Source organism: Bacillus sp. FSL H8-0492, from assembly GCF_038006145.1.
Classification (GTDB): Bacteria; Bacillota; Bacilli; order Bacillales; family Bacillaceae_G; genus Bacillus_A; species Bacillus_A mycoides.
The window spans coordinates 3,055,013-3,077,172 of the sequence record NZ_JBBOUP010000001.1; the positions used below are offsets into that span (position 1 = coordinate 3,055,013).

A 22,160-nucleotide genomic window follows, 5' to 3' on the forward strand; every position below is an offset into this window, starting at 1 on the left:
TTTTCTTTAATTAGCCGCGTTTAATTTAATTCGGATCTTTGTCTCACCTAAAGAAAGTTCATCGTCCTCATTCGTTAAGTGACCAAATGTAAATTGCTTGACGAGTAAGTTTTCTTCCAATAAATCTTTATGATTCGTTAACGTTTGCTGTAGTTCTTCTTCTGTATCAAGAATTACATCCACTCGTAAATTAACCGGTAAATTCAACTGCTTACGATATTCTTGAACTGCACGAATAAATTCACGTGCTACTCCTTCTTGTAACAATTCCTTAGTTACATTCGTATCTAACATGACCGTATATTGACCGTTAGTCGTATTTGAGAATCCTGATTTCGCAACTTTCTCTACTAATACATCTTCAGCTGTTACAACTACTTCTTCTCCTGGTGCTACTTCGTAAACTGCTCTTTCTGTAGATACAAAGTGTTGTATTTCTTCTTTTGATAATTGTTTTAGCCAGCCATTTACTGCATTCACACTTTTACCAAACTTCGGCCCAGCCGTTTTAAAATTCAGCTTTAATTGATAGGACGTGTATTTCGTTTCATCGAGTTCAACATGGAACGCTTTTACATTTAGCTCATCCATGATGATATCACGATAAGATTCCCAATCCATATCATTTTCATTATGCGCTAGTAATACAAGTTCTGCTAACGGCTGTTTTACTTTTAATGAATGTTGATTACGATTACTTCTTCCAAGTTCAACAACTTGTAAAACAGCATCCATTTCTGCTTCTAACTCAGGCTGGATAAGTGATTCGTTTACAACCGGATAATCTGCTAAATGAACGCTTCTTCCTTCTAAATTCAGATGAATATCCTCAGCTACAAACGGTGTAAATGGTGCGATTAATTTACTAATTGTTACAAGCACTTCATGAAGCGTTTCATACGCAGCTGCTTTTTCAGGATTCATACCAGATTCCCAGAAACGATTACGTGATCGTCTTACGTACCAGTTACTGACTTCATCTACAAGCGCCGCGATTTCACGAGCTGCATTCGTAAATTGATAATCATCAAGTGCTGTTCTCACTTTTTTCGTTGTGCTATGCAATCTTGATAATACCCATTCATCTAATTTCGTACGTTTAACTTCATACTTTTCTTTCGGATTATACTCATCTAAATTTGCATATAAAACGTAGAAGCTATATACATTGACTAACGTATCTACAAATTTAGATTTTGCTTCCAGTACTGTTCTTTCAGAAAAACGCTTTGCATTCCACGGAGCACTGTCAACAAGTAGAGCCCATCTTAAAGCATCTGCACCAAACTGATTTACTAAATCAACTGGATCTAGTGCATTTCCTTTACTTTTAGACATTTTCTGTCCTTCCTCGTCTAGAACATGCCCTAGTGATAACACTCGTTTATATGGTACTTTCCCTGTATATAGCGCTGATACGGCTAATAAACTATAAAACCATCCGCGTGTTTGATCAATGCCTTCTGCAATAACATCTGCTGGAAACTGTTCTTCAAATAACTCTTTATTTTCAAATGGATAATGATATTGTGCAAACGGCATGGAACCACTATCAAACCAAACATCGATTACTTCTGGTGTGCGATTCATTGTACTTCCGCATTTTTCGCAGCAAACTTGCACTTCATCTACATACGGCTTATGCAATTCTAAATCTTCAGGTGTTTCTTTCGTACTATGCTTTCTTAATTCGGCAATGCTTTTCGGTGCGAATTGATGATCGCAGCTTTCACATTCCCATACGTTTAAAGGTGTTCCCCAATATCTATTCCGGCTAATATTCCAGTCCACCATGTTTTCTAAAAACTTACCAAACCGTCCATGCTTCATATGGTCTGGATACCACTTAACAGAATCATTATTTCGTAAAAATGTTTCTTTAATCTCAGTTGTTCGGATTAACCAGCTTTCTCCTGCATAATAAAGTAATGGTGAATCACAGCGCCAGCAATGCGGATAGCTATGTTCATATTTTTCTTTATGATATAGTAACCCTTCTTTCGCTAAATAACGAACGATATCAACGTCACAATCTTTTACAAACTTACCTTTAAGAAATGGTACTGCATCCGTATACTCACCTTTCTCATCTACAACATGTAAGAACGACAATCCTTCACTTTGAACGACTTTATAATCGTCCTCCCCATATGCTGGAGCGATATGAACGAGTCCTGTACCACTATCTGCAGTTACAAAATCTGCTGCAATTACGTGGTACCCATTTGTAACTTCCTTCATCGGAAACGGTGCTGTATAAGATGTGTTTACTAATTCTTCGCCTTTGTGAACGGATACTACTTCATAGTTTTCTTTTAATACTTCTTGTACACGCTCTTTCGCAACAATGTATACATACCCTTCTTGTTTCGCTTTAACGTATTCCATATTTGGATGTACGGCAAGTGCAACATTCGCTGGAAGTGTCCACGGCGTTGTCGTCCATCCAAGGAAATATTCATTTTCACTATCTTTTACTTTAAACTTAACCGTTGCGCTTAAATCTTTCACTGTTTTATATCCTTGTGCAACTTCATGTGAACTAAGCGATGTTTGACAGCTTGGACAGTATGGAGAAACTCTATGTCCTTTATATAACAAACCTTTTTCATGAATCGTCCCTAAAATATTCCACACACTTTCGATATATGGATTCTCTAGAGTAACGTATGGATCATCCATATCTACCCAATATCCAATGCTCTCCGTAAATTCACGCCACTGCTTCTCATACGTGAATACACTCTCTTTACACTTTTGAATAAATGGCTCAATGCCGTACTCTTCAATCTCATGCTTACCTGAAATACCAAGTTGTTTTTCAACGCCTAATTCTACAGGTAATCCATGTGTATCCCAGCCAGCTTTTCTTAACACTTTATATCCAGCCATCGTTTTATATCTTGCTACTAAATCTTTAATTGCCCGACCAAGTGCATGGCCGACGTGTGGTAAACCGTTCGCCGTTGGTGGTCCTTCATAAAACACAAACGATTGTGCGCCTTCTCTATTCTGAATTGATTGTTCAAAAATACCCTGTTCGTTCCACTGCTTACGAATACGTGTTTCTCTCCCTACAGCTGACTCTTTTACATCTACTTTCTTCATGTACAATCACTCCTTTGAATGTTTTAAAAGCACACAAAAAACCCGCCCCTATGAAGTAGGGACGGGTTTACCCGCGTTACCACCCTAATTCTATTAGCTTTTCACTAATAGCACTTAGCAACGTACTAATATACGCGTTCTTTGTAACGGTAGACATCCGTCCGAGCTTACTTTATTCAGCCACGGCTCCTCGGAGATGATTTTCAAATAACGTCTGCACACCGGCTTTCAGCAATACACCGGCTCTCTGGAGAACAGCTCACTATTTTACTCTTTCTCGTCTTCAGATTTGTATACTTTATTAAAAGTTATTTTATGCCATTAAACAATTAATTGTCAACTAATTCGAAATATATTTTTATTTATACCCTTTTTCTCTATTCTTATACAATTACTTTTCAAATTCTCGCAATCCTGCTAAATCTTCATCTTCCTCTGCAAGTTCAGCGAAAAATCCTGTTTCATCTTCACGAAGCACAATTTCAAGTTCATCTCTTGCCTCTTCATTTCTGTTTAATAATGTTAAATAACAAGCATGATCGTATCTTGCTAGTAAGTCAGTAGCATCAATTGCTAATATTTCACTTGTTATTTTTTCTGCCTTTGTCGTTTGCCCAGCTCTATGATACGAAGATGCTAAAGCAAGAAGAATTGCTGTTTCATTTGGATGATGTACAGAAGCGTCTTCTAATAACTGAATCGAGTCCTCAATTCTCTCTTGACTTTGATATATTTCTGCTAAAGCAAGGAATCCTCTACTTACAAATGGTGTTTTCTCAATTAATTGCAAGTAAATTTTTTCGGCTTTTCTTTCTTCGCCTAGCTTACATAATACATTCGCTTGTAAAAGAAGAGTATCATAATCATCCGGTAGCTCGCGAACCATTTGTTTCGTTAATTCAAAAGCATCTCGTAACATATCTTCTTCTTCACACTCAATGAAAAGATTTACAAGTTGCTTCGCTACATCATAATCCCACTTATTTTCTAACGATGTTTGTAAAACCTCTATAGCTTCTTTATTCATCGCCGCATTCTCATAAAATATTGCGAAACGCTGCGCTGCCATACTATTTTTCGGATTTAACTTTAAGGAGATTTCAAATAACTCGATAACAACTGTAATCATTGAAATTTCCTTCGCACGATTTTTCATGCGATAAAATGCTCTTGTAAATATAGATTTTTTCGGTTGCTCATTTTGCTGTCTTTCTACTAATCTTTCGGCAACCGCAGTAGCTGCATACATAAACGCTGTACTTCTTTCTGCTTTTTTCACCTTTAGCGTATGAAGTACGTCTCGTATTTGGGATAATTTTTTATGTTGTTCCATTGCTTTTACGTACACACCAAAAATACGTTCACTTTCCAAATCTTTATGCATTACTTTCAGCGCAACTTCGATTGCTTCTGCATTCTGCTTTTTAACTAGCAATTTCGCATAATGATATAGTACTTCCACATGCGCTTCATCTATTTTCATTGCGCATTCGATATATTCTTTTTCTTTATCTATGTCATTCATCGCGCCAAACACGTATGCAATCGCATCTAAACGCCATGTTTCAGGAACTTCTTCCTCCAATTTTTCTAGTTCAACTAGCAATTCTTCCTGAAGATTCATTTCTACTGAAAGCTGCGCTAAATATTCCATATTTATATGCATTGGTTCTTCTTTCATCGCCTGGACCATATGCTTTTGTTCTTTGGAACGATTCTCTTCTTTTTCGTATATTTCAGCAAGCTGCAAATGTACACCTAAGAAGTTCTTATCCATTTCTAAACATGTTTCATACGCATGCTTCGCTTCTTGAAATTGCCCTAACGCCATGAATGTTTCACCGATACGGAAATACGGCAATGAATCTTGTTTTTTCTTAAGTGCATCATTATACCGTTTTATCGCCTGATCATACTGTCCAATAGATTCATATAAAACACCTGCGTAACAACCGTATTCAATTACATCCTCTTTTTCTTTTTCTAACGTTCTTAAAAATGCTATGCCTCGTTGCACAAAAGCTGTGTCTTTTATTCGATTTACATACTCATCCAACACGTTCGCTATATTAGCGTATACGCTTCGTATACCGTTCTCTAATTTAGAAAGTGCAAGCTTTAACTCTTTTTCATCCTCACCTAATGCCATTTCAGCATCCCATAACACCATACCAGCATTCATAAGGAAATCTTGATTGTCTTCAAATTGCTTATTAATACTGACAATATAGTTTTTTGCATCCTTATATTGTTCCTTTGCCATATAAACTTGAATTAAACCGAAATGAGAATATACATCTTCATTATTTTCTTCTAAAGAACGCTTATATATAGTTTCCGCTTCTTCAAGTTCATCATTTTGAAAATGAAAATCTCCTAAACGAACATATAAAGACGCCTGATCTTCACAATTTTGAATTCCTTGTAATAGAATTTCCTTCGTATTTTTCTCATCATCCAAATCCGATTCATAGATTTCCGAAAGCTTCGTATATAAATAGGCTGCTGTTTTATCTAATTGAATCGCCACTTTAAGTCCTTTTACCGCCAAATACACTTTCCCTAAATACTGAGCACATCTCGCACGTTCATACCATATGTGCGCTTCATATTTATATTCTTTTAATAAATCATTAAAGAATCCATATGCTTCTTCATATCGTTCTAAATCTATTAAAATTAAACCGTGATTTACAAGTGTAAACCTTTCTGGACTACGTTCTATAGCTGTTAGAGAATACTCTATCCCCTTTTCGGATTGATCCATATACATGTATGATAATGCTAAGAAACTCCACGCAACTGGTTGATCTGCATCCAATTGTAATGATGAACGAAAACTAGCAATCGATTCTGCATAATTATCTTGCTCAAAAGAATAACGTCCATTTATAAAATGATACAACGCTTGATTGCTTTTCTTCTCCACACTTTGAAGCATCTGTCCTGCTTTTTCCATATCCTGCAGACGAATAAAACACTGTGCACTATGCAATTTCACAAAGTCAGAGCTCGGAAACTTTTTCATTAATTTTTCTATACAAAACTGAATAAAATCTTTATCTACTTCAGCATCTAAATGTTTAATCGTATATAACCAAGTGTTTGGATTTTCACTTGTTTCTTTTAAAAATAGTACTAACTTTTCAATTCCCTCTTTATCTTGCTCACCTAAATGATCTGTAAGAGAAAAGATTGTTTTATAATAAGTGTGTTCTTCCTCATTTAAAAATGAAAGTTGTTCCATTCTATCTTTCGGTATAAACGTAATAGCTAAACAATCTGTATAACGATATTTTTCTTGCAACTTATCATATTCCACAAGAATCGGTTCCAAGAAATTCGGATCTTGAATATAAAAAGCTTGCAGTACATCGTCATAACCAGAAAGCACTTGTACATGGGAAGCGTGCTCAATATCTATACTTAATAAAACGGGAATACCTTGATTGAGTAATCTCTTATAATTTTCCTCATTCCCTTGAAAATAACGATATTCGTAACCTTGCTCTTCTATATATGTAACTGTATCTGAAAACTTAGAACCTGTTACATCAAAAATATGTTGTGCAATTTCATCTTGCGTACGTTTTTCTCCCCATACCCCTAACATCATTTCCAAACTTGTCGGAACGCAATAGTTATCCTTTTGTACAACCGGAACTATCGGTAAACGAACCTTTTTTCCATCAGGATTTTTTTCTATATGATGATATAGAGAATTTTTCAAACTCTTTTCACTTTTCAATAGTGCTTGCAAATCGTGAATATTATTCATTTTATAAAATGCTTCTGCACGTAAATGTATAAAATAAGTTGTATATGCATGATGCGGAAGCATATGATTGATTTTATCTATTACCGCTAACATTTCTTCATAGCGCTCTAAATCTAATAAATATTTTACTTTTTCAAAATAGAAATATGGTACTTGAGGGAACTTTGCAATCGCATCATTAATGAGTTGTAACGCTCGCTGCTGTTCACCTTTATATGCGTATAATTGCGCCAATAAGTACGTAGCTAACTCTTCACAATCTTTATGCTGCTGACCGGATAAAAGTTGTTCCTCTGCCTTCTCCCACTCACCAGTCTGTATATATAAGTAACCCCATTTATCAAAAACTGCACGCGTACTATGCTTTTCCGCCTTTTGCATATAGGCATAGGCCTCTTCATTTCGCTTCATATCTAGCAAACATCTAACTAACGTAAAGTATGCTTTCGTTAAAACATCCGCATCAGTTTCCTCTTCATTTACCTTTTCCAAAGAATCTTTTAATAATTGTTCAGCATCAAGGATTTTACGCTCATCAATTAATTCATCACAATATAAAGAGAGCGTTCTCATATTTGGGAATTTTTTATAAGTATAACGAATTAAAAAGGAGCTATATTGATGCATCAAACCTTCATCAGCAAGACGAATTAATGTATCAAACTCCTTAGCTGACGAGACATTAGAAAGCCATTTCTTCACGTATGATAACTTATTCGTTTCTTTTATATGCGCAATTTCATTATTTATCTCATGTAATCCATCTAGGAATCTCTTTTCTTTCAAACAAATCTCTAATTGCTTAAAATCTAGCATGCATTCACCTCAAATTATTATTTATACTGCCATTTGCAAGCAGTATTCTAACCTACTTGCTTAGATTTTACACATCATATAGTATGCATTCAACTAAAACCTCATATAATGAACGATATTATTTAATATTATTCAAGTTTATAACTAAATATCTTAAAAACGATACTTTTTCTCGTTATTTTGTTTAATTTGATGAAATAACATATATTATTCGAAGATGGGTTTTATCTTCTTTTTTGAGGCTTCATTCAGTGGATGAAATTATATTAACGATTTGATAAGATATATCGATTTACCGAAAAATCTTGATAATAATGATAACCTTATTAGAAATGTAGCAATTCTCCTTCTCCCTTACTTTTCTAATATGATATTTACTTCTTTATTTCACCAAATGTAATTTTCATATTCGGAGCATATACTAAAGATGCATGTATATGAAACATTTCAAAAAATCGTAGTTCTGCTTCATATTGAGCGAGTGCATCAGCAAATGTTAAGCCCCGACTCATTAAACGGTCTATAAATTGTTGTTTTTCACCTGGATTACTAGCAATCCCCTCTTCTTTTAGAGAATTATATAATCCTTGCTTATCATTTTGATTTAAATTAGAATCTAAATAATTCACTTTATCACTTACTCTACATTCAATATTTTTAACACCTAATTCACTTAAATACATTGGTATTTTCATGCCAATATTGCCATCTCTACCACTTCTGTGTACATCTTCTTCAAATAACTTCTGCAAAACACCTAGCTGGATAATTTCCGATTGAATTAATCCGTCTAGCGTGTATGAGGACATATTAGAAATCCAATGTGTTTCAAAACAAATAACATGTCCGCCCTCCTTAATCGAATTTATCATTTTTTGCAACATTGCTTTGGGTGAATTCATATGTAATAAGAAGGCATGACAGATTGCTATATCATATTTATTTTCCAATTCAATTTCTGTAGCATCTCCTTCAATAAATTCTGATTCATATGGAAGCGAACGAAACAACTCTCTCGCTTCAGCTATTAATGCTTCCCCGCTATCAATACCTATATACTTTGATCCATTTGGAAGTAACGGCAACAAAATTAAACCTAAGTATCCATACCCACAACCGTAATCAACAATATGTACTGGCTCAGAAATCTTCCAAACTGTATTTACTAAAAAACTTAAATAATCGTCATTGTAATATAAATCTCTCGTATTTTTTAAATATGTTAGTTTACTGTTCCAATCATACTCTTTCAGGTCCAACACCTCCTTTTATATACAAAACTAAAGTTCTCCATTTAATAGTCACATTCCTACACTTCTAATAAAAAAAGCTAGTATACCTTAAATGATACACTAACTTTCCCACTCACATAATTTAACAATTACAATCAGTATAATCGGTACAAGCTAATGTACTGCAATCACAGTTTCTATGTTCGTCATTTCTTTTTAGGTGAAAATAGAGTAACACAATAAATATTGTACAAATAACAAAAGCAATTATTGCTTCTATATTTCTTTCATGAATGAGAAAACTAATCCCGCTTCCTCCTGAAATAAGAATTAGAACTGAGTAAATCCAAAACATGTAAAGTTCTCCTTCCGTTAATATATGCTTTTAGATGTTATCCATATAATGCTAGAGGCAATAAATAGTCCCATACCATTACCGCTTAATAAACCGGTCGTTACTCTTAGTAAATTTGTGCTGCTTCTCCATTTCCATTTTTGGGTGAATCCATCAATAAGTAACGGAATTTGAGCGGAAAATGATAGTATTATTGCAAGCAGAAACGAAGGTGTCATATAAAAATAAATTGGAAACATTAAAATACCGATAAGCATGCCTGTACAACGCGCACATAAAGGTATGTATTTTTGTAGTTTAAGGAAACTTCTTTCCGATCTTCTATGACAAGGAATTTGTAAAATAAAAGTTCGAATCAATATGAATCACCCTCTCTAAAAATATTTTAATTGATTTTGCAAAAAAATTATATATCCAATAAAAAAACAAACCAGGTTCATACTAGACCCGGTTTGTCAGTTTATTACTAAGTTCATAATAATTCTTTTCATATTTACATCTCCTCAGGTGCCTCCACCCCAAGTAAACGTAATCCCTCTTTTAATACAACCGTCACAGTGTAAGCTAATGCGAGTCTACTCTCTTTCTCTTCGCTCTCTTCTAATATACGAACATTTCCATAATATTTATTGAACGCTTGCGCTACATCTAATACGTATTTTGAAATAATAGATGGCTCATTTTTGTTGAAGGCCGCTTCAATTGCTTGCGGGAATTTATTGAGTAATTTTACTACACTCCAGCTGTAATCGTCTTTTAATTCAAAAGTACACGTTTCAAATTCTACACTTTCTTTTCTTAAAATAGAGCAGGCACGCGCATGTGTGTACTGCACATATGGTCCTGTTTCTCCTTCAAATTTCAACATATTTTCTAATGAGAATTCGATATTATGCATACGCTCATTTTTTAAATCGTGGAAGATAACTGCTCCAATACCGACTTGTTTTGCCACTTCTTCTTTTTGTTTTAAATTCGGATTTTTCTCTTCAATATTTTGTTCCGCAAGCGCAACAGCTTCTTCTAACACTTCTTCCAATAAAATAATTCTGCCCTTACGTGTCGACATTTTCTTACCATCTTTTAATATGAACCCGAACGGTACATGTTCCATACCATCGACCCAGTCATAACCAAGCTTTTTTAATACAGTGAAAAATTGATTGAAATGTAAGCTTTGTTCTGGGCCTACAACATATACCGCTTTATCAAATTCGTATGTGTTTTGACGATACAATGCCGCTGTTAAATCACGCGTTGCGTAAATAGTTGCACCATCTGATTTTCTAATTAAGCATGGCGGCATACCTTCTTTTTCTAAATTAACGACTAATGCGCCTTCTGATTCTTCAAGTAAATCGTGCTCTTCTAAAATCCCAATAAAGTCTTCCATTTTATCGTTATAGAAAGCTTCTCCTTGAAAGTTTGTAAATTCCACACCGAGAAGTTCATAAATACGAGAAAATTCTTTTAAAGACTCATGACGGAACCAATTCCAAAGTTCGACTGCTTCTTCATTTCCTTCTTCTAGTTTTTTAAACCATGATCGTCCTTCTTCTTCTAGTTCTTTGTTCTCTTTTGCTTCTTCATGAAACTGAACATATAACTTAAATAACTCACGAATTGGATCCTCTTTAACAAATTCTTCATTTCCCCATTTTTTATATGCGGTAATTAACTTTCCAAACTGCGTGCCCCAATCGCCAATATAATTGATTCCGACAACTTCATACCCACATTTTTCGGCGATATGTTTCAGCGAATTACCAATCATTGTAGAACGTAAATGCCCCATTGAAAAAGGTTTCGCTATATTAGGAGAGGAATAATCGATAACTACCGTTTTTTCACATCCAAAGTGATTTTGACCGTACTCTTCTTTCTCCGCTAAAATTATTTTTAATACTTCATCACTTACTGTTTCACGATTAAAAAATACATTTACATAAGGACCAACAGCCTCTACTTTCGTAAAGAACGGATCATTTAATTTCTCCGCCAATTCCTTCGCTATAATAGCTGGTGATTTTTTATATTGCTTCGCTAGTGAAAAGCATGGGAACGCTGCATCTCCGAATTCATCTTGTTTTGGTGTTTCGATTAAATCTAAAATTTGATTTTGTGTTAATTCATTCGTAAAAATATTCGATAAACTTTTCGCAAACTGCGTTTTATAATTCATACTATAACCTCCTTATTTTTTAAAACACAAAAAACTCGTCTCTAAAAAAGAGACGAGTTTTAACCCGTGGTACCACCCTTGTTGTTCATTTCGAACCACTTTCCCGTTTATAACGAGGACAGGGGGCCTCGGCTTACTCTACTATTCGTTCAAGAAGCGTCTCCGAAGTGCGCTTCATCTTTTTCTTCTGCACTAGGCTCACACCATCCCTAGCTCGCTTCCCTTCTGAAAAAGACTACTCTCTTCATCACAGACAGTATATTTAATTAATTATTGCTTATTATACATCTTTTCAAACAATTAGCAAGGGTCAATTACACCAAAGTGAAACTTAGCACTTTTTCTTTTGTATACGTGAAAATTATGTTTTTCAAATCTAGAACTACGGAAATGATCTTTCAGAACGACACGCTTTCTCGCCACACGCTTCGCTTCCGCAATTGTTTCGTCAGTAATATCATGATACAAAGCGAAGTGTTTTAATCCTTTAATTCCATCTGATTCTATGACAGTTTCTTCAAACATCGGATCAAGGTAAACGACATCATAACTATTATCTTCACATTGTGTTAAAAATGCGTAATGCTCCGTTTGCTTCACATCGATTTGTTGCATTGCTTCATCAATTTCAGAAACGAATGAAGACCATGTTTGCAAGCCTTTTTTCATGATATAAGCCATATATTCGTTTCCTTCAAGCCCTGTTACTTTTCCGTTCTCACCAACGATATAACTAGCTACAATACTATCTGATGCCATACCGAGCGTACAATCTAATACTGTCATTCCGCTCTCTAATTTAGCAGCTTGTACAAACGGATCGTGCTCTCCGCGCATTAACCTTTTAACACGAAACATCGCTGAGTTTGGATGAAAGAAAAACGACTCTTCCGTACCTTTTGGATAAATGGCTAATCGATTTTTCCCTACGACAAGTACATCTTGTTCATACTGCTCATGCAGTTTATGTACTGGTATGTCATTACGTTTAACGAAAGAAAGATTTAATTCTGCTGCTACCTTGTTTGCATAATCTTTCATTTCTTTATTTGTTCTTCCTGCTGTTGTTACTATCATTTTTTCACCTCTATATAAAGAAAAGAGGGAGATTCACTCTCCCCCTACTTTAGCAATTCTTTTCGAAAGCTTGTTCTAAGTTTGTAATAATTTCGTCCATTGTTGCGCCTTCAATTTCATGACGGTGAATGAAGTGCACAACTTCTTTTCCTTTTAGTAATGCCATAGATGGTGAAGATGGAGGAATTTCTCCGAAGTATTCACGCATTTTTACAGTAGCATCTTTATCTTGACCTGCAAATACAGTTACAAGATGATCAGGTTGTTTTTCAGCACGTACAACCGCTTGACCTGCTGATGGGCGTGCTAAACCAGCTGCACAACCACAAACAGAGTTTACAACTACTAAAGTTGTACCTGATGCATTCTCCATAAATTCTGTTACAGCTTCTTCTGTAGTTAACTCTTCAAATCCAGAACGCACTAACTCTTGGCGCATTGGAATTACCATTTGACGCATGTATTCTTCATATGCATTTGACATCTTGTATCTCTCCTTCAACTTTCACTCCAAATTCATCATATCACGCTCTATTAATAGGTGCAAAAGAAAGATAACGATGATTTCATTTTTTTGAAGGGATTTCACAAACCCCTTCACGACAGTGTCCAACTGGGACAAGTTTTCTATTGTTGGCAATATAATCGTATACTTTATTTCCAAATCCAAGGACGATAGATAGTTTTATAAAAGGTACTGCAAACCAATAAGATGGAACGGCCTTTGCTAATACGTTAATGCTATAAATTCCGTCATACCACTTATTATTTTTTAAAATATACAATCTTTGTTCCATCTTACTTTGTAATTCTTGAGAAAGTTCATACTTCTCAACTACATCTTCATCTCGAAATGAAACAAATTTCATCTTACCCTTTTTATCTAATCTTTTCGTACGTTCTGCAACCGCCGTACACATCGGGCACCAATTATCATAGAAAACAATCATAAACTATTCCCCTTTACGAGACTCCGTCATTTGCTTCCATACTGATCCTTTTGCTTCTTCGCCGCCTTCAATACGTTCTAAAGCTAAACGTGCTTGCATCGCCACTTCAAACTCCGGATCATCTTCTGCTGCTTTTAGTGCCGGAATTGCACTTTCATCACCAAGTTCAAATAAGAACATTGCTGCACGCCAGCGTACTAATTTACTTGAATCTTTCAGAGATTTAATCATAACGAACATCGCTGCTGGATCACCTACGTCCGATAAGCAATCTCCTGCTGTACGACGAACACTTACTGAACGATCTAATAACGCTTTATATAATAACGGCAATACTCCTTCACCTTTTACCATACCTAAATAAGCTGTTGCTAAACGGCGGATAGATACTTTCTCATCATCTAACGCCATTTTCAATACTGGCATATCTTCTTCAGTAGGATCCATTTGTTCTAAAGCTGCAAAACGTTTTTTCCAGTCAGAATCCTTCATCATCTCTTCTGTTACTTTATATGGCTCACGCTTTTGAATGGTTACTTCAACAGCACCTGCTTGATCTAATAATTCTTTAACCGTTTCATTTACACGTTCTTCAGAATAAGCAGCAATAATTTCTTCTACTACTTCTTTCCCGATTTCTTCAAAATTACCGTAACGTGTACTTTGCTCTACCCACTTGCGCTCTTTCACAACGTTAGGTGCAGACATTTGCACTTTCATAATGGATTCTTTAAAACGATCAGGTAAACCAACACGCTCTTCTGAGGTTCCATCTGTTAACTTCACTTGCATCGGAATTGTAAAGAACATTTGAACAAACACTTTCACTTCTCCAAAATGAGAAAGTTGTTGTTCTTCGCTTTCTTCCACTATTTCTTCACCGAAAACAGCACGAACTTGTTGTAATAAAACTTTCCAGTCATACTTCGCATTTCGCTCCACTGCTAAAAAGTCTGCAACATGATACACACCTTTAATGCCTTCAATCTTCAAAATTTCTTGCACTTGCACTGGTGCTTGTTCTTTATTTTCATTTGTATAATTATTACGCGCTCCTGATGGTAATACTTCATTCAAAATAACTTTCATTGTATTTGGACTTGGCGTCGGTTCAATTGCTTTAATCTTCACGTAAAAAACTCTCCTTTATTGCGTGTTCTTAGCTGTATTGTAACATGTTACCCCTTTATACTCCTACTCGGATGCTTAATTTTATTGATTTCTTCCCATCATCATACTTTCTCTTTCCACCTAATTAATCCGAAACTATCATTAAAATTCTAATATTATTGCGATGCACTCTCCCGCCTTCTCTCTAAAAATGTAATATTCTCAATCAGAACTTCAGTTCTATATACTCTCTTTCCTTGTTCATCATCGTAATTACTCGTATGAATACGCCCTGTAATCCCAACAAGTGAGCCTTTCGTACAATATTCTGTTACATTTTCAGCCGACCTTCTCCAAATTACACAATTAATAAAATCTACTTGTTGCTCACCTAAACTATTTCGAAAACCTCTATTCACCGCAACACATATTCGTGCATAAGCGACACCTTGTTTTGTGTAGTATAATTCTGGTTCCTTTGTCAATCTACCGATTAATACAACTCGATTCATCATAAGTTATACCACCTCACATATTTTTCTTCATTGTAAAGAAAAATGTTGGAAGGGTAAAAAGCGCAAAATGATATGTTTGTAAGCAAAAATTATTACTTTATATCTTACAAATCAAAAAAAGAAACCCTACATAGTTTAAACATGTAAGGTTTCCAAAAATATTATACTTCACTGCAAGATATGTAATATCCTCCGCGGGCCATCTTTATTTCAGCGCGGTACATTACATTTTCTAAGTAGAAAGTAATCGGTTTAACTTTACTCTCAATTTTTAATTGTTCATTACATTTAGCCGCATAGCTTTCAATAGCTGAACGAATAACTTCTGCTGATGGATATGTTAAAGCGTCATCTAGTTCTATGAAAAAACTTTTAGAAAATAGTTTTTTCATAATCCCTTTTTTCTCTTTCATCATATTCCATCCCCCTTCAATTTAAGTCGCCAACATCCATATTTTCAATTTATCTTTAAAAATAAAAAAACCTGCACATTTCATGCAGGATTTTTTATTAGTCATTTTTCGTAAAGTAAGAAACGAAACGAAGAATTTCTAAGTATAACCATACTAGAGTCATCATTAGACCCATTGCACTGTACCACTCCATATATTTTGGAGCTTGGCTACGTGCACCATTTTCGATTAAATCGAAATCTAGTAATAAATTTAATGCAGCAACTACAATAATAACTGCACTAATGATCATACCAATTGTTCCACCTTGGTGAATATATGGAACAGAAACACCGAACATGTTTAATAAGAATACGATTAAATACATAACCATAATTCCCATTGTTGCTGCCATAACACCTGTGCGGAATTTATCAGTTACCTTCACTACGCGTGTTGCATATAAAACTAACATCGCAAATAGAATTGAGATTGTTAGTAATACAGCGTTTAAAACGATAGAATCCTGAAATTTCATTGCATAAACTGCTGAAATACTTCCTAACACTACCCCTTCTACTGCCGCATAAATCGGTGCACCAATTGGTGATATGCGCGGGAAGAAGATAGATGCAAATGCAACGATTGCCGCAATAACTAAAGCACCAATTAATACTGGCATTTTCATCGTACCATTTGACATCTGTATGTATGAATAGACAGACGTTGCAAGCAGCAAGATAAGCATGATAAACGTTTTGCCTACTGTTCCGCCAATAGTCATCGCAGAAGTATTTGCTCCCTCTTTACGGAATGCCTCTTTTTTCAACATTGGATTAGATGTTCTCATTTTTTCCCTCCTAAAATAGGTTCTACCAATAGTGTAAAGTTTTTCTCTTTACTTTTCAATATATGCAGCTTGTTTTTATTTTAATCCTTCAACGATGTCGGATAGTTCACTCCATCGTTCCATCGTTTTTTCTAGCTCGTCTTCTATCTTCTGCCCTGCTTCAGATAATTCTTGGGCCTTTGTGAAGTCAGATCCAACATTCGTAAGTTCTTCTCCAATTGATTCAAGTTTCTCTTCTAGTTGTGCAATTGTATCTTCAATTGTTTCCCATTCACGCTGCTCATTGTAAGAAAGCTTACGTTTACGTTGTTGTTTCGGAGCCTCTTCTACTACTTTTTTCTCCTTTTGAACTTCTGCTTTCTCAATGAGTTCTCTCGTTTTTTCCATTTCTAAATACTCTGTATAACTACCTAGAAATTCACGCACTTCGCCTTCGCCAGTAAAGATGAACAATTCATCTACTACTTTATCTAAGAAGTAACGGTCATGCGATACAGTTAAAACGACACCTGGGAAATCTTCTAAATAATCTTCTAGTACTGTTAATGTTTGTGTGTCTAAATCATTCGTAGGCTCATCAAGTAATAGTACGTTTGGTTCTCCCATTAAAATACGTAATAAATATAAACGTCTTCTTTCACCACCAGATAGTTTACCAATCGGTGTACCATGTGAATGCGTCGGGAATAAGAAACGTTCTAACATTTGAGATGCACCAATGACTTTTCCATCTGTTGTATGAATAACTTCTGCAATCTCTTTAATGTATTCAATCATACGCTGGTTTAAATTCATCTCTTCATTTTCTTGTGTATAATAGGCAACTTTTACAGTTTGTCCTACTTCAATTTCACCACTATCAGGAGAGAATTTTCCTGCAAGCATATTTAATAGTGATGATTTTCCGCTTCCATTTGCTCCGATGATTCCGATACGATCACCAGGCTTCACAATATGATTAAAGTTATGTAATACTGTTTTATCACCAAATTTTTTCGTTACATCTTTTAATTCAAGTACTTTCTTTCCTAAACGACTTCCACTTAGTGCAATATCAACTGATTGCTTCGCTGCTGGTCCTTCTTGTCCCTTCAGCTCATCAAAACGCTGAATACGCGCCTTTTGTTTCGTAGAACGGGCTTTTGCACCACGGCGAATCCAAGCAAGTTCACGACGATATAAATTTTGGCGTTTTGATTCTTGTGCCGATTCTTGCTCTTCACGAAGTGCTTTCGCTTCTAAAAATGTACTGTAGTTTCCTTCGTAGCTATACAGTTTACCGTTATCTAATTCAAAAATACGGTTTGTCACACGATCTAAGAAATAACGATCATGGGTTACAAGTAATACCGCACCTGTATATCTTGCTAAATATTCTTCTAACCATTCAACTGTCTCATGGTCAAGATGGTTCGTAGGCTCATCCAAAATTAATAAATCAGGTGTTTCAATAAAACATTGCGCCATTGCAATACGCTTTTTTTGTCCACCAGATAGGTTTCCAACAGTTGCTGTAAAATCAGTAATTCCTAATTTCGTTAATAACGATTTTGCATTCGCATTTGCTTCCCATGCACTCATCGCATCCATACGTTGCTGCACTGCAAATAATTGTTCCTGTACTTTTTCATTACTTGGATCTTTTTCGATATTTAATAACGATTGTTCATAATCACGAAGAAGACGAATTAAAGGTGTATCACCATGGAACACTTGCTCTAATACTGTTAGTTTTTCATCAAACTCTGGTTGCTGTGATAAATAACTAATTGTATATCCGCGTGAATGCGTCATATCACCTGTATCAGGAGTTTCTAATCCTGCAATAATTTTTAATAACGTTGATTTACCAGTACCGTTTACACCGATAATTCCGACACGTTGTCCTTCTGTAATACTACATGATAATCCATCAAATAACGGTTTTTCTCCGTATGATTTCGATAAGTTCTCCACAGTTAACATTTTCATATTTGTGCATTCCACTCTTTCATAAATTGTTCAATAAACTGTTCCATATAACGATGACGAACTTCAGCCTCTTGTTTTGCTGCGTTCGTGTTCATTAAATCTTTTAGTTTTAAAAGTTTTTCATAAAAATGATTTAAAGATGGATCATTATTTTTTCTATATTCATCTTTCGTCATCACTTCTCGAGGCGGAACATTGGGATCATACATTAATCTCCGATACGATAAACTTAACTAAATCTATACAATTCAATCAAATTTATACAAATTAGTGCTTCAAAGTGTTCTCGCACCCCCGAAGGGACGAGGGGTATAACACTCCACACGAGGCAGTATCGTTACCTCCTATTATCAAGCATTTATTTTACCCATCTTGATAAATTTATCGAAGCATTCAAATCTCTATCGTGATGGCTATTACATTGAACACAGTTCCATTCACGAATCTTTAAACTCCACTGTCCTTCTGATTGAACTGAATGGTCGTATTTAACTCCGCAACTTGAGCAAACCTTGCTTGAAGCGAACCATTTATCAGCTTTTACATATGCAATGCCGTACTTCTCGCACTTGTATGACAAACATTGAAAGAAGAAGTTTAATTTTTGAAATGAAAATGCTTTCGATAGTTTTTTGTTTTTTAACAGGTTTGAGATATTTAAGTCTTCCACAACAATCCTCATTGGTTTGGTTTTCACCAATTTAGCTGTCGCTTGATGGATATGGTTATTTCGGATATTCGTAATTTCCCTAGACAACCGAAGGTGTTCGGTTTTTGCTTTTTCATATCCGGCAGATTGACATTTCACACCTTTTTTAAATCTCCTAGACATATCTCTTTGCGCTGACTTTTTCCTTTTCAAAAGTTTTTTAACCTTAGCATCTTTGTTTATATTTCGTTCTTTCGTACCATTAGAAGCTACAAACAACTCTTTTAAACCAACGTCCACACCAATCGACTCATTGGTTAGTTCTGGTGGTTCGAATTCTTCTTTGAACCCTACACTAATCCACCAGTGACGACCATCAAATGTAACTCTTGGATTTGATGGTTTTTTGTTTCTTGGTAGTTGTTGGCTTGTTTTCACTTCTCCAATAGACTGAATATCAACTACTTTCTTTCCTATAATCAGTCTTTCATAATTGGCATAAAATCCTTGGATTAAATCTTTTTTGGTTTTATAAGAAGTGTGATAGCCATTTTTGTACTTTTTGAACGAATTTTTTCGCGCCTTGTCAAAATCTTTTGAAGCCTGTTTTGGAACTTGTGCGTTGATGTCATTTAACCACTCATATCGCTTTCGCTTCTTGATCTTTGTAAATCGTTTCTGTAAAGCTAACTGTGAAACAGATTTTCCAAATAGCTTATAGTATCTATCACTCATTCTTTTACAATAGTTATAAGCGAATCTTGAAGCTCCAGCATGGTTTCTAAGCACTTTTTCTTGTTCAGGCGTTGGAATCAGTCTGACTTTCTTCGCCAATATCATCAGAAGTCAACTCCTTGATTATCTGTTTGGTCTTTTTAGAGCGCTTGCCTTGAAGTTTACAACTAAATACTGTAATGATCTGAACAAGGTCTTCTACGACCTCCTGTTCTTCTGTCTTAGTAGTATTGTCAATTACTTCAATCGCTGTTCCGTGTAGTTGACAGATCTTTTCAACCAACTCATAACCGAACCTCACAAGTCTATCTTTGTGCATGACAACAACTTTTTCAACCTCATTATTCTCAATGCGTTCAATTAACTTGTTAAAGCCTTTTTTCTTATAGTTGATTCCAGAACCAATATCTTCGATAATTTCAAATTGATAACCTCGCGCGATAAGATATTGCTTCATTCTATCGACTTGTCTTCCTAGGTCGTTTTTTTGACTCGAAGAACTGACTCTACAATAGCCAATTACTGTGCGATTATTTGGGCGCTCCCCTTTTAGATAATGAAAGATTTGTTCTTCTGAATAGTAGCGTGTCCCACCAGCAGTCACCTTTTCAGGTACTAATTCACCGCTTTTGTGCATTCTCCTAAGACTACTAGGATGCAAACCTGTTAATTCCGATACTTGACTAACTCGTAAAAATTTCATTATTATTCTCACCTCATTGAATCCACAATAGTACATACATTCGATAGATTCAATGAAGTTCGATAGATTTAATTAGATTTATCTTGTTCAACTAAGGGCGCAATTCCTTAGCCAGTTCTCTTATGAACTTCTCATGTTTTCACATGAGCGCAGACTATATGTTTATCTATTTAGAGATAGAGGATTTTTCCACCACCATAGGCTTGTGATGTACTCTCGTCAGTTATACGAGATAGTCGTTGAACGTTCATCTTATCAATTTTGACTTAGATGATTCGAGGCGGAAGACCCATTGTTCTAGTGTTTAGGATTTAACCTTGCACGATCTGATTGATTTTTTCTGCTTTCGCGACATTCGCGCTCGCTATTTCTAGCCACGCTGTAGTTCAATCAGCTTTAGGGATTGCCCGCAGTTAACCCTCACTACTAGCCAATCACTTGACTAGCAGGGCTTACTGATATATTTAAATTAACTTTAGTTATAATTGTTAAATAAATCGTAACAGTTAATTACCCTTTCGCTCCTCCGTATGCAAACGTTCGAGCTATTCCAATTGCACCAAGAGCATCTAAACGATCCGCATCTTGAACAATTCTCCCTTCAAGTGACTCAACTGTGCCACCATGACCGCCCTTATAAGACATATTGGCGATGATATGAAGAACATGCTTACTTTCATCTTCTTCAACACGTAACTCTTCTAACCAATCAGAAACTTTTTTCATTCCTGCTTCTTCACTCTCATTTAACTTCTCATCTGCTACATCGTGAAGTAATGCTGCCATTTCAATTATAAAACGATTTCCCCCTTCTTGCTCGGATAAAGAAATCGCCAATTTATGTACGCGTTCAATATGATACCAATCATGCCCACTCGCATCTTTTTCTAAAATATGCTTTACGAAAGTTATTGTTTTTTGTATTTTTTCTTGTTTTATCATTTTATCTTCACCCAGTTACTTATTGTAACACGCCCGCATTTTTTCATCACATATTTTCTTGTCCGCCCATACACTAGGTGGTAGGCATCATTATGAAGGAGGAATAAAAATGTTCTATAATAACCAACCACCTTACCCACAACAACCTCTTTATCCTCAACATCAGGAACAAAGATATGCTGAACAATATGAGGAGCAAGAGACACAACATCAAGAGCCACAATACGAACAAAATCCATACGCAACACCGCAAAATCAAGAAACTGAATATCCTCAAAACCCTTATGACACACGTCCAAATTATGAATATCCTCAAAATCCATACGTAGCACAACCTAGCCAAGAACCTCAATTTCAAGGTAATCCATACGAGACGCAACCACAATATCAACAAAATCCATACCAACAACAAATGTATCAACCAAACTATGACGCACGTGTCTCACCACCTAAACCACCAACAATTGATCCGACGCAACCACAAATATTACCACCTGGGCCGATTTTAGATATTACACAACCACAAATTTTACCACCTGGACCTATTACAGAACCAACGCAACAACAAATCCAACAAGTTGTCGGTACACAATTTTTACCTTTAAAGAAACCTGTACTTGATTTCGTAAAACCTTGGGTAGATTACGGCTTGAATGAAGCGAAACATACATCACACAAACATGCTTTAACAGAAGTTGCTGCGATTATGTTCTTAGTTGGTAAAGGATTCAACCCAACGATTGCTCATTATATTGTAGAATCTTGGGAGAAGAATGAGCAGTTTTAGAATTGTTG

Annotated in this window: 16 protein-coding genes, 2 pseudogenes and 2 other annotated features; of the genes and pseudogenes, 1 reads left to right on the forward strand and 17 read right to left on the reverse strand. The window is 35.5% G+C overall.

Translation table 11 applies throughout. The features are described 5' to 3' along the window. Window positions 1–6: 6 nt before the first annotated feature. The 17 genes and pseudogenes from ileS to MHH66_RS15780 all read right to left on the reverse strand — a co-directional run. On the reverse strand, window positions 7–3,108 hold the full coding sequence (gene ileS, locus MHH66_RS15695; RefSeq protein ID WP_078185407.1) for an isoleucine--tRNA ligase: 3,102 nt from the start codon (window positions 3,106–3,108) through the stop codon (window positions 7–9). Between the two features lie 54 nt (window positions 3,109–3,162). Further along, window positions 3,163–3,401, reverse strand: a binding site (T-box leader). Window positions 3,402–3,499: 98 nt separating this feature from the next. Next, window positions 3,500–7,702, reverse strand: a complete 4,203-nt coding sequence (locus tag MHH66_RS15700) for a bacteriocin-processing peptidase family protein (RefSeq protein ID WP_063219646.1) — start codon at window positions 7,700–7,702, stop codon at window positions 3,500–3,502. A 374-nt stretch (window positions 7,703–8,076) separates the two neighbouring features. Further along, entirely contained in the window at window positions 8,077–8,955 is an 879-nt protein-coding gene (locus MHH66_RS15705; protein ID WP_078184800.1) for a class I SAM-dependent methyltransferase, read from the reverse strand. Window positions 8,956–9,306: 351 nt separating this feature from the next. Then, entirely contained in the window at window positions 9,307–9,648 is a 342-nt protein-coding gene (locus tag MHH66_RS15715; RefSeq protein ID WP_002127167.1) for a DUF2085 domain-containing protein, read from the reverse strand. A 134-nt stretch (window positions 9,649–9,782) separates the two neighbouring features. Beyond that, window positions 9,783–11,471 (reverse strand): arginine--tRNA ligase, encoded by a 1,689-nt coding sequence (argS, locus tag MHH66_RS15720; RefSeq protein WP_078184795.1) that lies wholly within the window; start codon window positions 11,469–11,471, stop codon window positions 9,783–9,785. A gap of 45 nt (window positions 11,472–11,516) precedes the next feature. After that, window positions 11,517–11,731, reverse strand: a binding site (T-box leader). A 40-nt stretch (window positions 11,732–11,771) separates the two neighbouring features. Beyond that, entirely contained in the window at window positions 11,772–12,548 is a 777-nt protein-coding gene (locus MHH66_RS15725; protein ID WP_063219648.1) for a class I SAM-dependent methyltransferase, read from the reverse strand. A 49-nt stretch (window positions 12,549–12,597) separates the two neighbouring features. Then, window positions 12,598–13,032, reverse strand: coding sequence for a BrxA/BrxB family bacilliredoxin (locus tag MHH66_RS15730; protein WP_002012568.1), 435 nt, complete (start codon window positions 13,030–13,032; stop codon window positions 12,598–12,600). An 82-nt stretch (window positions 13,033–13,114) separates the two neighbouring features. Further along, window positions 13,115–13,498 (reverse strand): thiol-disulfide oxidoreductase DCC family protein, encoded by a 384-nt coding sequence (locus MHH66_RS15735; RefSeq protein ID WP_063219649.1) that lies wholly within the window; start codon window positions 13,496–13,498, stop codon window positions 13,115–13,117. A 3-nt stretch (window positions 13,499–13,501) separates the two neighbouring features. Further along, on the reverse strand, window positions 13,502–14,629 hold the full coding sequence (locus MHH66_RS15740; protein ID WP_063219650.1) for a conserved virulence factor C family protein: 1,128 nt from the start codon (window positions 14,627–14,629) through the stop codon (window positions 13,502–13,504). 155 nt (window positions 14,630–14,784) lie between these two features. Then, on the reverse strand, window positions 14,785–15,123 hold the full coding sequence (locus MHH66_RS15745; RefSeq protein ID WP_063219651.1) for a single-stranded DNA-binding protein: 339 nt from the start codon (window positions 15,121–15,123) through the stop codon (window positions 14,785–14,787). Window positions 15,124–15,284: 161 nt separating this feature from the next. Next, complete coding sequence (locus MHH66_RS15750) at window positions 15,285–15,539, reverse strand: DUF4318 domain-containing protein (RefSeq protein ID WP_002012563.1); 255 nt, start codon at window positions 15,537–15,539, stop codon at window positions 15,285–15,287. Between the two features lie 94 nt (window positions 15,540–15,633). Further along, window positions 15,634–16,365: a Bax inhibitor-1/YccA family protein gene (locus MHH66_RS15755; RefSeq protein WP_016126856.1), complete on the reverse strand. Its 732-nt coding sequence runs from the start codon at window positions 16,363–16,365 to the stop codon at window positions 15,634–15,636. A 75-nt stretch (window positions 16,366–16,440) separates the two neighbouring features. Next, entirely contained in the window at window positions 16,441–18,336 is a 1,896-nt protein-coding gene (locus MHH66_RS15760) for an ABC-F family ATP-binding cassette domain-containing protein (protein ID WP_078184794.1), read from the reverse strand. Beyond that, window positions 18,333–18,551 (reverse strand): annotated as a pseudogene (locus MHH66_RS15765) (HD domain-containing protein); the annotation flags it as partial. The pseudogene MHH66_RS15765 and the gene MHH66_RS15760, both read right to left, overlap by 4 nt. Before the next feature lie 143 nt (window positions 18,552–18,694). After that, entirely contained in the window at window positions 18,695–19,825 is a 1,131-nt protein-coding gene (locus MHH66_RS15770; RefSeq protein WP_078184793.1) for an RNA-guided endonuclease InsQ/TnpB family protein, read from the reverse strand. Continuing rightward, window positions 19,785–20,423 (reverse strand): IS607 family transposase, encoded by a 639-nt coding sequence (locus MHH66_RS15775; RefSeq protein ID WP_078184792.1) that lies wholly within the window; start codon window positions 20,421–20,423, stop codon window positions 19,785–19,787. Before MHH66_RS15775 ends, MHH66_RS15770 begins: the two co-directional genes overlap by 41 nt. 513 nt (window positions 20,424–20,936) lie before the next feature. After that, window positions 20,937–21,365: pseudogene (locus tag MHH66_RS15780) on the reverse strand (HD domain-containing protein); the annotation flags it as partial. 109 nt (window positions 21,366–21,474) lie between these two features. On the opposite strand from MHH66_RS15780, the gene MHH66_RS15785 reads away from it, so the two are divergent. Beyond that, entirely contained in the window at window positions 21,475–22,152 is a 678-nt protein-coding gene (locus MHH66_RS15785) for a hypothetical protein (protein WP_002012555.1), read from the forward strand. Window positions 22,153–22,160: the final 8 nt, after the last annotated feature.